The 13,057-nt window shown below is 68.4% G+C and carries 13 protein-coding genes; 4 read left to right on the top strand and 9 right to left on the bottom strand.

The genetic code is table 11. From position 1 onward, the window contains the following. Positions 1–71: 71 nt before the first annotated feature. The 6 genes from ACV229_RS22605 to ACV229_RS22580 form a co-directional block, all read right to left on the bottom strand. Positions 72–1,112, bottom strand: a complete 1,041-nt coding sequence (locus tag ACV229_RS22605; RefSeq protein WP_448085335.1) for a bifunctional nicotinamide-nucleotide adenylyltransferase/Nudix hydroxylase — start codon at positions 1,110–1,112, stop codon at positions 72–74. A 132-nt stretch (positions 1,113–1,244) separates the two neighbouring features. Then, positions 1,245–1,622: an adenosylmethionine decarboxylase gene (gene speD / locus ACV229_RS22600; protein WP_448085334.1), complete on the bottom strand. Its 378-nt coding sequence runs from the start codon at positions 1,620–1,622 to the stop codon at positions 1,245–1,247. Beyond that, a complete protein-coding gene (locus ACV229_RS22595; protein ID WP_448085333.1) occupies positions 1,619–1,777 on the bottom strand; it encodes a hypothetical protein in 159 nt (52 codons plus the stop codon). Before ACV229_RS22595 ends, speD begins: the two co-directional genes overlap by 4 nt. Next, on the bottom strand, positions 1,774–3,321 hold the full coding sequence (locus tag ACV229_RS22590) for a DUF4178 domain-containing protein (protein ID WP_448085332.1): 1,548 nt from the start codon (positions 3,319–3,321) through the stop codon (positions 1,774–1,776). The genes ACV229_RS22595 and ACV229_RS22590 overlap by 4 nt, the downstream gene beginning before the upstream one ends. 9 nt (positions 3,322–3,330) lie before the next feature. Then, positions 3,331–4,398, bottom strand: a complete 1,068-nt coding sequence (locus ACV229_RS22585; RefSeq protein ID WP_448085331.1) for an SPFH domain-containing protein — start codon at positions 4,396–4,398, stop codon at positions 3,331–3,333. A 26-nt stretch (positions 4,399–4,424) separates the two neighbouring features. Further along, on the bottom strand, positions 4,425–4,811 hold the full coding sequence (locus ACV229_RS22580; RefSeq protein WP_448085330.1) for a DUF350 domain-containing protein: 387 nt from the start codon (positions 4,809–4,811) through the stop codon (positions 4,425–4,427). Between the two features lie 181 nt (positions 4,812–4,992). Between ACV229_RS22580 and ACV229_RS22575 the strand changes: the two genes are divergently transcribed. The 4 genes from ACV229_RS22575 (at position 4,993) to ACV229_RS22560 (ending at position 9,506) form a co-directional block, all read left to right on the top strand. Next, positions 4,993–6,507 (top strand): polyamine aminopropyltransferase, encoded by a 1,515-nt coding sequence (locus ACV229_RS22575; RefSeq protein WP_448085329.1) that lies wholly within the window; start codon positions 4,993–4,995, stop codon positions 6,505–6,507. Beyond that, positions 6,507–8,123, top strand: a complete 1,617-nt coding sequence (locus ACV229_RS22570) for an FAD-dependent oxidoreductase (RefSeq protein WP_448085328.1) — start codon at positions 6,507–6,509, stop codon at positions 8,121–8,123. Before ACV229_RS22575 ends, ACV229_RS22570 begins: the two co-directional genes overlap by 1 nt. Before the next feature lie 175 nt (positions 8,124–8,298). Then, positions 8,299–9,066 (top strand): N-acetylmuramoyl-L-alanine amidase family protein, encoded by a 768-nt coding sequence (locus ACV229_RS22565; protein ID WP_448085327.1) that lies wholly within the window; start codon positions 8,299–8,301, stop codon positions 9,064–9,066. 50 nt (positions 9,067–9,116) lie between these two features. Continuing rightward, entirely contained in the window at positions 9,117–9,506 is a 390-nt protein-coding gene (locus tag ACV229_RS22560; protein ID WP_448085326.1) for a lysozyme inhibitor LprI family protein, read from the top strand. An 84-nt stretch (positions 9,507–9,590) separates the two neighbouring features. Here the strand turns inward: ACV229_RS22560 and ACV229_RS22555 are convergent, their stop codons facing one another. The 3 genes from ACV229_RS22555 to ACV229_RS22545 all read right to left on the bottom strand — a co-directional run bounded on the left by ACV229_RS22555 (position 9,591) and on the right by ACV229_RS22545 (position 12,961). Beyond that, positions 9,591–10,937 (bottom strand): glutamine synthetase family protein, encoded by a 1,347-nt coding sequence (locus ACV229_RS22555; protein ID WP_448085325.1) that lies wholly within the window; start codon positions 10,935–10,937, stop codon positions 9,591–9,593. A 150-nt stretch (positions 10,938–11,087) separates the two neighbouring features. Next, a complete protein-coding gene (locus ACV229_RS22550) occupies positions 11,088–11,645 on the bottom strand; it encodes a helix-turn-helix domain-containing protein (protein ID WP_448085324.1) in 558 nt (185 codons plus the stop codon). Positions 11,646–11,671: 26 nt separating this feature from the next. After that, positions 11,672–12,961: an NAD(P)/FAD-dependent oxidoreductase gene (locus ACV229_RS22545; protein ID WP_448085452.1), complete on the bottom strand. Its 1,290-nt coding sequence runs from the start codon at positions 12,959–12,961 to the stop codon at positions 11,672–11,674. Positions 12,962–13,057 lie beyond the last annotated feature (96 nt).

The following is a 13,057-nucleotide window of genomic DNA, read 5'->3' as shown; positions in this document are numbered from 1 at the left end:
GCTAGAGCTCCTCTAGGCCGTTGGAAAACCGTCGCGTCTGTCGCGACGGCGGAATGCGGGGAATCAGCGGATCAGAGTTTCCCCAGGAAGTGATAGGCGATGTCGAAGTGATCCTCGAACATCACGCCGCGCATCTGCGCGAATTCGTTCAGCGGCACCCAGCGCGCCTTGTCGGCATCGTCGCTGCCCTTCACGCGCGGCAGTTCGCCGGTCGGGAAATTGAACAGGCATGCGTGCGTGATCGTGCGGCCGCGCAGCGAACGGGTCGGGTGATCGAACACCTGGCGATCCTTGAGCGAGCCGCGCAGCACGGGCTCCGGCAGCTTCAGGCCGGTTTCCTCGCGCAGCTCGCGGATGCATGCGGTATCGAGCCGTTCGTCCTGGTTCACGAAGCCGCCCGGCAGCGCCCACAGGCCGCGGCCCGGTTCGCTGCGGCGGCGCACGAGCAGGATGTGCCCCGAGTGCACGACGACCGCGTCGACGGTCACGAACGTGACCGGATACGGCGCGGCGGCCCACGCCTTGCGATACGCGGCGATGAACTCGGCCTCGGCCTTCAGCTGCGCGAATTCCGGCTGCGTGCGGAAGCGCTCGAGCCAGCCGAACACGGGTTCGGGCACGGCCCACTGCACGAAGCTGTTCGTGCGTTCCGAGAAATACTGGTCGCGGATTTCGGTGGCGGAGATGTCTTCCGTCGCGTCGACGTCGACCAGCTCCCACTGCGGGAACATCCGCAGGTAATACGACGATGCATCCTTCTCGTGGCCGATCAGCCCGACCTTCTTCTGCGCGACGTCGCCCAGCGCGGACGAGACGGCGTCCTGCACCCAGCGCACCCAGTCGCCGTCGTTGTACGTCGAATCCTCCACGGGTGCGACGGTCACGCGCTCGCGCTCGGATGCGTCGAGCAGCGACGCCAGCATCTGGCTGCGCTCGTCGAACGAGAACGGATCCTTGATGGTGCGGGGCTTGCCGGTCGACCCGATCAGCACGCAGACGCGCTCGGCCCGGCTCAGTGCCGACTTCAGCACGTTCAGGTGGCCACGATGCGGAGGCTGGAAACGACCAATGAAGACAAGCGCGTCGAAGCGCCTGGTGTGTTGCGTACTCATGAGGCTCCCTCAAGAGATTGAAACGCTTCGGGTCTGTCCCGAAGGCATGGAACGAATCGTAGGAGAAATTTCGAGATGCGTCAATCGAGCACACTCGAGCGCAGTTTCCAGTTGACGATGTCTGACGAACGCTCACACCCCGCCGCGCGCCACCTGCCGCCGAGCCTGCGTCTGCGCGCCGAGCGCCGCGGCGATCGCATCGACCGCGTCGGCCGCGCGCGCCGCGCCGCACATGAACGCATCGACCGCCGCGAAGCCATACTCGGGCCACGTATGAATCGTGATGTGCGATTCGGCGAGCAGCACGACGCCCGTCACGCCATGCGCACCGCCGAAATGATGGAAATGCGCGCCGATCACGCGCGCGCCCGCGCGGCGCGCCGCGTCGGTGAGCACGGCCTCCAGGCGCGCGGCGTCGCACAGCAGCGCCGCGTCGACGCCGGCAAGATCGGCCAGCACGTGCGAGCCGAGCGTCGCGCGCGGCGCAACGCCTGCGTCGTGCTCGGTCATTTGTGCGACCCGTACGACGAGTAGCCGCTGCGGGCCGACGTGCTGCCCCATCCGCTTCCGCCGCTTCCGCTTCCGCTGCCGCTGCCCGGCGACGTGCAGCTGAACAGCGCGACGACGATCGCCGCATAGATTCCGTAGAGGATGTGCCTGATCACGACTCACCCCTGTCCGATGCGAATCCCTTCCACACCCACTCGGGCAGCCACAGCACGAGCAGGCCGATCAGCACGTACACCGTGCGGCCGTCGAACGCGAACAGCTCCGGGAAATTGAGGAACACATACACCACGCTGAACAGCAGCGGCAGCGGCGCGAAGCTATGCGGATTCTTGTCCTCCGCTTCGGATTCCGCACCCGCGCCTGTGCCCGCTACGACAGCGGCAGCACCCGCCGAAACCGCAGCCGCGGCCGCCGCGCCGCCCGCCGCGAGCGCGGCCACGCCGAAGCGCTCGGCGAGCTTGCCGTTCGCGATCCGCTGCGCGCGCGACCAGACGATCTCGTTCGCGCTGCGCTCCATCGTCAGCTTGTCGTTCTGCCAGCCGTAGTCGACGATCGACGTGCGATCGCCGACCTGCACGCGCCAGTTGAACGCGCCGACCACGTATACGACTTCCGAGCCGTATGCGTCGCGCTTGCGATAGGTCTTGCCGCCGTCCGTCACTTCGGTGTCGCTGCCGATCGCCGGCCAGTGGTCGAGCACGCTGACGCGCTCCCAGCGTCCTTCGCTCTGCACGAGCCACAGGAAGCCGCGCGTCGGATGCAGCAGCAGGTACTCGTCCCACGTTTCGTTGTCGCCCGGCACCCTGCAGCGCATCATGCCGATCACCGTGTACTTCGCGCCGTCGAACGTGCCGGTCGCGCCGAGCTCCAGCGCCCCCTTCACCGCGTCGAGCTCGCGCTGCTTCGAAAACACGGTCTGCTGCTCGGCCGTGCATTGCACGCCCGCATGACAACTGCCGCACACGACGTAGTCGGCGACGTTCGGCGCATACGACAGCGGCGCGCCGCAACTCGGGCATGCGAACGGCACCATCTCCGCGCCGCGTTTTTCGCGCGTGTCCGCCTCCGCGTCGCGCAGCCCGGTGAATGCGAGCGCGTCGAACGTCATCGCTTCGCCCGCGTACAGCACCGGACGGCCGCCGTCGCCCGCATCGGAGTAGTCGAACGTCGCGAACGCATTGCCGGTGCGCAGATCAGCGACGCGCGCTTCCCAGCCCGCATCGACGCGGAACGGCAGCTCGCCGTCGCCGCCCGTGCAGCGCGCGGTGCGCACGTCCGACACCAGGTAGTGCAAGCCGCCGTGCGCGATCTGCATGCCCGGTTGCAGCGCACTGAATGCGGGCCAGGAGCCCAGCGCGTCGTCGGGCTGGCGGACCGTGATCGCGTACTGGCCCGACGCATCCGACAGCCAGCCGAACGTGCCGTCATCGAACACGACGTACCACTCGCTCCACATGCCCGCGTCGTAGGTCATCTGCAGCCGCCCGAGCACGGTGAACGCGAGCTTGCCATAGCGGCCGGCGGTGCCGAGCTGGATCGGCGACGCATCGTCGATCACCGTCGCCAGTTCGCCGATCCGCTCGACGTCTTCGCCGCGCTTGAGCAATGTGCTGCGGCAGAACGCGCAGACGGCCATCACCGCCGCTGCCGAGCGGAACGTGACCGGCGCGCCGCACTGGGGGCACGAAGTACTGAACATGCGCGACGTTTATTGGGTGAGTTTCGCGAGAATCTCGGCCTTCGCGCGCGAATATTCTTCGTCGGTCACGAGCCCCTTGTCGAGCAGCGCCTTCAGTTGCTCGAGGCGCTGCACGTAATCGGTGCCCGCCGCGGGCGCGGCCGGTTGCGCGGCCGGTTGTACGGCGGCAGGCGGTTGCGGTGCGGCCGGCTGCGCGCCGCCCGCGACCTGGCCGGCAATCTGACCTGCAATCTGGCCGGCCATCGCCTGCCCGATCGCCGCGCCGGCCGCGAGGCCCGCGCCGAGGCCCGCGACACCGCCCGGGTTCTGTGCGGCCAGCGGAATCGCCTGCGCGGTCTGGAATTGCGTGACGCGGCCGAGATCGCCCGCGACGCTCGCGCCGATCCGCAGGTCCAGCGCCTTCTGCAGTTCGGCCGGCAGCGACACGCTCTCGACCACGAATGCGTCGAGCGCGAGGCCATAGCGCGTGAACGCCGGCACGAGCGCCTCGGCGATCCGGTGCGACAGCTGCGTCAGGTTCGCCGCCATGTCGATGAACGCGACGTCGGCCGAGCCGAACGCGGTGGTCATCCCGGTCACGACGAGATTGCGAATCTGCTGCTCGAGATCGTCGACCGTGTATTGCGCGCGCGTACCGCTGATCTGCCGGTGGAACGCGGGCACGTCGACGATCCGGTACGAGTAGATGCCGAACGCGCGCACCTGCACGATGCCGAACTCGCGGTCGCGAATCGTGACCGGCTGCGCGGTGCCCCAGCGGCGGCCGAGCTGCAGCCGCGTGCTGAAGAAATAGACATCGGACTTGAAAGGCGACTGAAAGAGCTTGTCCCAGTTGCGCAGGTAGGTAAGCACCGGCAGCGTCTGGGTCGTCAGCGTATGCAGGCCCGGCTGGAACACGTCGGCGATCTGCCCTTCGTTGACGAACACGGCGACCTGCGACTCGCGCACGGTCAGCTGCGCGCCATAGCGGATCTCCATGTCCTGCATCGGGTAGCGCCACACGAGCACGCCGTCGGTGTCTTCCGTCCATTGCAGGACGTCGACGAATTGCTTGCGGATGAACGAACCGAAACTCATCACAGTCTCCTCGGACGCGCGCGGCGTCAGGTCAGGCAGGCAGCGTTGATGATGCCGACGACCAGCGACGCGGTGCCCATCAGGCCGCCCATCGCCGCGTTGCGGTCTTCGATCGCGTGGTTCATGCCGGGCATCAGCCGGGTCAGCGCCGCATAGGTCACGAGCTGCACGACCATCGCGCCGACCGCCCACAGCACGACCTCGACGAAAGTGGAATTGTGCGCGATGCTCGACGCGAGCGTGAGGCAGAAGCCGATCAGCGCGCCGGCGAACGACAGCAGCGCGGCGACGTTGCCGTCGCGGATCAAGGCCAGTTCGTCGAACGGGGTGACCTTCAGGTACACTGCCGCGAACGCCAGAAGCAGCACGAACGCCGACAGTAAATGAACCGCATAAGAAAAGGCACTATTCATTCTTTTCCTCGGATTTTGTGCTCGGTTCGCCGCCCCGCGGCCGGCCGGCGCCCGGTCGGCCGGGTTCAGGCCGGCCGTCCCGCGATGCCCCCCACCGCGAATAGCCGCCCCACGGATGGCCGCCCCACCCAAGTCCGCGCCAGTATATCCACTTTGCCGACTGCGATACAACGGACGCCCCATGCTGCATAAGCGCGCGCTCGTCCTGTCGATTCTCGTGCTCGCGTCGTGCGGGCTCGGCTACGAACTGATCAGCAGCGCGTTGTCGAGCTACCTGCTCGGCGATTCGATCCTGCAGTTCTCGTCGGTGATCGGCTGCTACCTGTTCGCGATGGGCGTCGGCTCGTGGCTCGCGAAATTCGTCGAAGACGAGCACGTGCTCGACCGCTTCGTCGACATCGAGCTGCTCGTCGGCCTGCTCGGCGGCGTGTCGGCCGCGCTGCTGTTCGCAGTGTTCGCATGGCTCGCGGCGCCGTTCCGCGCGGCACTCTACGCGCTCGTGTTCGCGCTCGGCGTGCTGATCGGGATGGAGATCCCGCTCGTGATGCGCGCGTTCCAGCAGCGGCGCCAGGCGTTCCGCCACACCGTCAGCGAAGTGCTCAGCTTCGACTATCTCGGCTCGCTCGCCGTGTCGCTGATCTTTCCGCTCGTGCTCGCGCCGCGCCTCGGCCTGTTGCGCACGAGCTTTCTGTTCGGGATCCTGAACGCGCTTGTCGCGCTGTGGACGACACACCTGTTCCGCGACGAGATCAGCCACGTGCGCACGAAGCAGATGCGCGCGTCGCTCGTGATCGGGTTGCTCGTCGCCGGCTTCGCGCTGTCGGGCCGCATTACGCACTGGGCCGAGCACGGCGTATACGGCGACGAGACGATCTATTCGGAAACCACGCCGTACCAGCGGATCGTGCTCACGCAATGGCACGACGACATGCGGCTCTACCTGAACGGCAACCTGCAGTTCTCGTCGCGCGACGAGCACCGCTATCACGAGGCGCTGATCCATCCGACGCTCGAGGCGCTGCCTTGGGCGAAGCACGTGCTCGTGCTCGGCGGCGGCGACGGGCTCGCGGTGCGCGAACTGCTGAAGCACCGGAACATCGAGCAGATCACGCTCGTCGATCTCGATCCGGCGATGACGAAGCTGTTCTCGACGTCCGCGCCGCTCGTGAAGCTGAACCAGGGTTCGCTGAAGGATCCGCGCGTGCACGTGATCAACGACGACGCGGTGCGCTGGCTCGAATCGAACGCCAACGTGTACGACGCGATCGTCGTCGACTTCCCCGACCCGACCAACTTCGGCCTCGGCCGCCTGTATTCGGTGCCGGTGTTCCGGCTGCTCGCGCGGCATCTGTCGGAGAACGGCTACGCGGTGATCCAGTCGACGTCGCCGTACTTCGCGCCGCACGCGTACTGGACGATCGTCGCGACGCTGCACGAGGCGGGCCTCAATACGTGGCCGTACCACTGCTACGTGCCGTCGTTCGGCGACTGGGGCTTCGTGATCGCCGGCAAGCGCCGCGACTTCACGGTGCCGGCGCACTACTCGGTGCCGACGCGCTGGCTCGATGCACAGACGGCTGCCGAGATGTTCCACTTCCCCGCCGACATGCCCGCGCTGCCGATGTCGGCGAACGAACTCAACGACCAGCCGCTCGTGCGCCGCTTCGACGACGACTGGAAGCACGTGCTGCGCTGATGGACCGCCGCACGTTCCTCGTCGCGTCGGCGGCCGCGTCGCTCGCCGCGTGCGGCCGCAGCGGCTGGATCGAGACGACGCCGCGCGTCGACTATCCGGGCATGCGCGAAGGCCATGCGCTGCGCGATCACGCGGCGCTGCCGCCGCCGTCCGGCACGCTCGAGACCGACGTCGCGATCCTCGGCGCCGGCGCGGCCGGCCTGTCGTGCGCGTGGCAGCTCGCGCGCGCGGGCCACAGGAATTTCGTCGTGCTTGCCGGCCCGGAGTTCGGCGGCAACGCGGCCGGCGGCCGCTTCGGCGACCTCGGCTATCCGAAAGGCGCGCACTACCTGCCGCTGCCGTCGCTCGAATCGACGCACCTGCGCGACATGCTCGCCGATCTCGGCGTGATCGAATCCGCGCCGCTGTCCGCGCGGCCCGTCTTCGACGAGCGCGTGCTCGTCCATGCCCCCGACGAGCGGCTATTCATCGACGGCCAATGGCAGGACGGGCTCGTGCCGACGACCGGCATCGGCAACGACGAACTCGCGCAGCAAACGCGCTTCTTCGCGTACACGGACGCGCTGCGCACCGCGCGCGGCAACGACGGCCGCAAGGTCTTCTGCATCCCGCTCGCGGAATCGTCGCGCGACCCGCGCTGGCGCGCGCTCGACACGCGCACGTTCCGGCAATGGCTGCTCGACGAGGGCTACACGGCACCGTCGCTGCACTGGTACCTGAACTACTGCTGCCGCGACGATTACGGCGCGGGCTACGAGCGCGTGTCGGCGTGGGCCGGGCTGCATTATTTCTCGTCGCGCGGCGGCCATGCGCGCAACGCGAGCGACGGCGCGGTGCTGACCTGGCCCGACGGGCTGCACACGATGGTGACGAAGCTGTCCGACTCGATCAACGCGCGCACCGGCTCGAACGCCTGGTCGCGGGACGGCTTCGCGGTTCGTGCGACCGAGCGCGCGGGCGGCGTCGACGTGCTGTGCGCACGCATCGACAACGGCGCGCTCGCCACGTTCACGCTGAAGGCGCGGCGCGTCGTCAGTGCAATGCCGCTGTTCGTCGCCGCGCGCGTATTCCCGCAGATGCGCGCGTATGGCTTCGAGCCCGCACGCGACCTGCCGCCGCGCGCGCCGTGGCTCGTGTCGAACTTCCTGCTGGACGGAATGCCCGCCGAAGCGTCCGGCGTGCCGCTCGCGTGGGACAACGTCGTGCATGACGGCGCGGGGCTCGGCTATGTCGTGTCGACGCACCAGCTGATCCGGCTGTCGCCGCCGACGCGCTCGGTGTTCTCCGCGTACCAGGCGCTCAGCACGCGGACGCCCGACGACACGCGCCGCTGGCTCGCCGCCGCGAAGCCCGACGAGTTGCGCGAGCAGGCGGCGATCGACCTGAGCGCGGTGTACGGGCGCGCACTGTGGAAGCACGCGAGCGCGCTCGACATCACCGTGCGCGGCCACGCGATGGCGTCGCCCGACGTCGGCTTCCTGAGCCGGCCGGGACTGCTCGCGCTGCGCGACGCCGACGGTCCGGTCACGTTCGCGCATGCGGATCTGTCGGGATTGTCGCTGTTCGAGGAAGCGTCGTACTGGGGCATGCGCGCCGCACAGCGCATGCTCGCCTGACGGGCGCCGTCACCGCATTTACAACTTGCTTTCACGCCGCTCGACACCCACCGTCTTGTCATTGCGGTGTAGTCGGCAGCCGCTATAATCGCGCCACATTCCGACTGCATCGTGCAGGCCGGCGGCACCGCACCGCCTCGTCGTGCGGCGCCGCATCCAAGCGACAACAAGAAAGATGAGCCGAATCGTCCAACACCTTCGTCCGTTCGCAGGCGCCACCGCGCGCGCGATCGCCTGCGCGGCCCTGCTCGGCGCGCCGCTCGCGCTGCGCGCTGCCGACACAGTGCCGGCTGCCGACACGCACACAGCGGGCGCACATAGTCCGTACATCGTCGTCGACACCGGCCACACGCCCGCTCACCCGGGCGCAACCGGTGCGAGCGGCCGCGTCGAATACCTGTACAACCTCGACCTGTCGGCCGCAGTCGCGAAGCGGCTCACCGACGACGGCGACCGCGTGCTGCGCACGTCGGCAGACGGCCGCGAGATCGCGCTGGACCAGCGCTCGACGCAGGCGCCCGACGCGGACCTGTTCGTGTCGATCCATCACGACTCGATGCAGCAGCAGTTCATCGATGCCGGCCGGCAGCGCGAGTTCCGCGGCTTCGCGGTGTTCGTGTCCGAGCGCAATCCGCACTACGCGCAGAGCCTGCGCTGCGCGAAAGCGATTGCCGAGAAGCTGATTGCGGCAGGCGAGACGCCGTCGCTCTATCACGCACAGCCGATCCGCGGCGAAAACCGTCCGCTGATCGACAAGCGCCTCGGCATCCATCGCTTCGACGATCTCGTCGTGCTGCGCACCGCGCCGATTCCGGCCGTGCTCGTCGAAGCCGGCGTGATCGTCAATCCCGACGAAGAAAAGCGGCTCGCGCAGCCGGACACGATCCAGCATCTGTCCGCCGCGATCGCGGGCGGCATCGAGGCGTGCACCGCACCCCAATGACGGCGCGGCGCGCTTGCGTCACCGGTTTTTACCCAGCCAGGAGCATCGACATGAAGAAGAAACTGCTCATCGCATCATGCGCGCTGTTCGCGCTCGCCACGCCGTTTGCCGCGCACGCGGCAGGCTGCGCGAAGCCGCGCAGCGCGTTCGACCAGGTGTACTGCAGCAGCACGCAGTTCTCGCAGCTCGACCGCGAGCTGAACGATCAGTACGGCCGGCTGCGCAAGCAGCTGAGCGGCGACCAGCAGGCGTCGCTGAAAACCGGCCAGCTCGCGTGGCTGAAGGAGCGGGACGACAAGTGCAGCACGACGCGCGACGACGGGTATTACGTGAACCTCGAGTGCGCGATCGACATGACGCAGTCGCGCCTGTCGTTCCTGCGCGAGCGCGACCGCGAGTGCTCGAGCACGGGTTGCGTGACGTCGAAGCTCGGTCAGTAAGTCCGTATCCGTCACATCGCCGACGCGGCGCTTGCGCCGCCGTCGGCCGTCCCGGTTCAGCCGTGAACGGCAACTGCCTGCCGCTCACAGAAACCACCGATACTCCCGCGCGCCGATCTCGTTCATGAAATCGAGCTGCTCCTGCCGCTTGTTCTCGCAGTAGACCATCACGAACTCGCTGCCGAGCCCTTCGCGCACGGCCGGATGATCCTGCATCGCGGCCACCGCCGCGAGCATGTCCTTCGGGAAATCGATGCCGCTGCCGCGATCGTCGTTGAGCGGCGCGATCGGCTCACGCCCCGCATCGAGCCCGTATTCCATCCCGGTCAGGATCGCAGCCAGCACGAGATACGGATTCGCGTCCGCACTCGCGAGGCGATGCTCGATCCGCAGGTTGCGCGCGTCCGATTCGGGAATCCGGATGCACGCGTCGCGATCCTCGAACCCCCAGCTCGCGCGGCTCGCCGCGTTCACCATCGACCCGTAGCGCCGGAACGCATTGTAATTCGGCGCGAACACCGGCATGCAGTGCGGCAGCAGCGCGAGACAGCCGGCGACCGCATGGCGCAGCGGACGCTGCCCGTCCGCCGCGAGCAGGTTGCGCCCCGCGTCGTCGTACAGGCTCACGTGCACGTGCATCCCGCTGCCCGGCGCATGCAGGTACGGCTTGCCCATGAAGCTCGCGCGATAGCCGTGCCGGAGCGCGACGCCGCGCGTGCTGCGGCAGAACAGCGCCGACCAGTCCGCCGCGCGCAGCCCGTCGTCGGTGTGGCCGAAGTTGATCTCGAACTGGCCGGGCCCGAGCTCGGCGGTGATCACCGTCGCATCGACGCCCTGCTCGCAGGTTGCCTCGACCATTTCGTGCAGCACGTCGGAGAAGCGCGACAGGCGCTCGATATGCATGTTCGGCTGGTCGTCGCGGTCGTCGCTCAGGCGGTCGCGCGGATATTGCGGTAGGCCTTCGGCGAGCTGCGCGGCGAACAGGTAGAACTCGAGCTCGAACGCGACGACCGGGCGGATGCCGCGCCGCGCGAAGCGCCGCAGCACGCGCGCGAGCACTTCGCGCGGCTCGAACTCGATCGGCGCGTCGGTGCCGTCCGAGCTGATCAGCATCTGCGCGAGCGGCTGGTTTTCCCAGCGCACCGGTTTCAGCGTGCCGGGAATCAGCCGGCGCGGCGCGTCCGGATCGCCGTCGTTGAAGCAGTAGTCGCCGATCTTGTAGAGGCCGCCTTGGGTGCCGAGCAGCACGCAGTTCTGCGGCAGCTTCAGCAGCGACCCGGACGCGACCTTCTCGAGCGCGTCGATCGGATAGCGCTTGCCGTAGAAATGCCCGGGCAGGTCCAGGCAGATCAGGTCGACATAACGGATTTCGGGGTGCGTCTGGCGAAATGCCCGGACTTCATCGACCAGCGCGGAAACGACGTCAGCCATGTTTGATCCTTCTTTTCGTGTGTGACGATGCCGCATCGCGGCGAACCGGGGTCGCACGGCACGCGCATCGCCATGCGAACCTGTCGATCAGTACTGCAAACAACGTGCGGCGGACGCGGGTCGTGCCCGCCTCCCCGCGTCAGCCGAAGCTCAGGTAAACACCCAGATGACCCGGGTGGGCGCGTCGGTCAGGTTCGCGTAGCGAAAGCGCCGGTGCGCGGGCAGCTGGAATGCGTCGTTCGGGCCGAGCGTCACGGGCGTGTCGTCGTTGTCGAGCCAGATCGTCAGCTCGCCTTCGAGCACGAAGCCGCCCTGCTCGTCGCTGTCGTCGACCGGCCGCTCGCCGCTGCTCGCGCCCGGCGCGAGATGGCTTTCGAGGATCGAGAAGCGCGCGCGCATGTTCGGCGACACGAGGATGTCGGTGATGCCCGCCGCGTAGTACACGGTACGCCGTTCGTCGGGCCGCGTGACCCACGGCACCGCGCGCGGCTTGCTCAGGCTGTAGAAATACGTGGTCGGCACGCCGAGCGCCTCGCCGATCGCGGTCAGGTCCGCGACGGTCGGCCGCGACAGTCCGCGCTCCACCTGCGACAGGAAGCCGACGGAGCGGCCGATCCTGTCCGCCAGTTCGTTCAGCGTGACCTTGCGGTGCTTGCGCAGGTCGCGGATCAGGATCGCCAGGCTCTCGATCTCTTCCTGTTCGTTCATGGTGTTTTCCAGAGGACGTGTGCGTGTCAGACAGTATCGCGCAAACGGTACCAGGCCTTGCCGATCGCTTCCAGCGGCGCGGCGAGCCGGTCGCCGCCCGGAAAGCGCGGGTTGCGGATCCGCTGGTACAGTCCGAGCAGCCGGCCGTCGCCGAGCACCGCGTCGGCCACGGCGCGCGCGGCCGCGAGCGTCGGCAGCACGCCGTGGCCCGAGAAGCCCTGCAGCCAGTAGCGCTGCCCGAGGCGGCCGACGTCCGGCGTGCGGCGCATGCTGATGTCGATGTGCCCGCCCCACGCATAGTCGATCGGCACGCCGCGCAGTTGCGGAAACACGCGTTCGAGGTGCGGGCGCGTCGCCGCCGCGATGTCCGCGGGAATGCCGCCCAGATACGTGCAGCCGCCGCCGAACAGCAGCCGGTTGTCGGGGCTCAGGCGGAAGTAGTCGGGCACGAACTGGTTGTCGATCACGCAGCTGTTGCGCGGCAGCAGCGAACGCGCGACCTCGGGGTCGAGCGGCGCGGTCGCGACCTGGTAGGTGCCGACCGGCAGCAGCCGGCGCGACAGGTCGGGATCGAGCCGGTCGACATACGCGTTGCACGCGAGCACCAGCACGTCCGCGCGCACCTCGCCGCCGGCCGTGCGCGCGACGTAGCCGCCCGCCGTCTCGCGGTAGTCGAGCACGCGGCTCTGCTCGAAGATGCGGCCGCCCGCGCGCTCGATCGTCTGCGCGAGTCCGAGCGCGAGCTTCAGCGGATTCAGGTGGCCGGCCTCGGGATCGTAGAGCGCGGCGAGATAGCGCGCGCCGCCGATCCATTCGGGCATCTCCGCGTGCGGGATCACGCGCAGCCGGTCGTAGCCCCAGCGCTCGACCGCCTCGTCGCGCGCCTGCGCGAGCATCGCGACGCGGCGCGGGCGCACGGCCGCCCACAGGCTGCCCGGCCGGTAATCGATGTCGAAGCCGTGCCGCGCCGGCAGTTCGCGCACTTCGGCCGCGGCCCAGCGCATGCTGTCCCACAGCGCGCGCGCGCCGTCGCGGCCGAGCGAATGCTCGATCGGCGGCATGTCGCACGACCAGCCGAGCAGCGCCTGGCCGCCGTTGCGGCCCGACGCCGCCCACGCGACCCGGCTCGCCTCGAGCACCGCGACCCGCTTGCCGGCAAGCGCCAGGCGCAGCGCCGTATGCAGCCCGCTGAAGCCCGCGCCGACGACCAGCACGTCGACGTCGACGCGCTGGTCCAGCGCCGGACGAAGCGGGATCGGCACCGGATGGGTACCGGCGTAATAGCTTGCGACGTGGCGATCCGACTGCAGGAACATGAAGGCTCCCGTGAAATTATCGTCTGCGAATTTCATGAAAAACTATCACGACAATTTCACGGGAGCAAGCGGGAGGTGCGGGAGGCGAACGGAGTG

This window comes from Burkholderia sp. MR1-5-21, from assembly GCF_053427715.1.
The sequence above is the reverse complement of the archived record's forward strand: the minus strand, read 5'-3'. Positions and strand labels throughout refer to the sequence as shown.

Bases quoted from the DNA above. Each gene is read 5' to 3' on its own strand.
- ACV229_RS22560 (WP_448085326.1), top strand. From the start codon at position 9,117: ATGAAGAAGAAACTGCTCATCGCATCATGCGCGCTGTTCGCGCTCGCC.
- ACV229_RS22575 (WP_448085329.1), top strand. From the start codon at position 4,993: ATGCTGCATAAGCGCGCGCTCGTCCTGTCGATTCTCGTGCTCGCGTCG.
- ACV229_RS22565 (WP_448085327.1), top strand. From the start codon at position 8,299: ATGAGCCGAATCGTCCAACACCTTCGTCCGTTCGCAGGCGCCACCGCG.
- ACV229_RS22580 (WP_448085330.1), bottom strand. From the start codon at position 4,811: ATGAATAGTGCCTTTTCTTATGCGGTTCATTTACTGTCGGCGTTCGTG.
- ACV229_RS22545 (WP_448085452.1), bottom strand. From the start codon at position 12,961: ATGTTCCTGCAGTCGGATCGCCACGTCGCAAGCTATTACGCCGGTACC.
- ACV229_RS22585 (WP_448085331.1), bottom strand. From the start codon at position 4,398: ATGAGTTTCGGTTCGTTCATCCGCAAGCAATTCGTCGACGTCCTGCAA.
- ACV229_RS22570 (WP_448085328.1), top strand. From the start codon at position 6,507: ATGGACCGCCGCACGTTCCTCGTCGCGTCGGCGGCCGCGTCGCTCGCC.
- speD (WP_448085334.1), bottom strand. From the start codon at position 1,622: ATGACCGAGCACGACGCAGGCGTTGCGCCGCGCGCGACGCTCGGCTCG.
- ACV229_RS22550 (WP_448085324.1), bottom strand. From the start codon at position 11,645: ATGAACGAACAGGAAGAGATCGAGAGCCTGGCGATCCTGATCCGCGAC.
- ACV229_RS22605 (WP_448085335.1), bottom strand. From the start codon at position 1,112: ATGAGTACGCAACACACCAGGCGCTTCGACGCGCTTGTCTTCATTGGT.
- ACV229_RS22555 (WP_448085325.1), bottom strand. From the start codon at position 10,937: ATGGCTGACGTCGTTTCCGCGCTGGTCGATGAAGTCCGGGCATTTCGC.
- ACV229_RS22590 (WP_448085332.1), bottom strand. From the start codon at position 3,321: ATGTTCAGTACTTCGTGCCCCCAGTGCGGCGCGCCGGTCACGTTCCGC.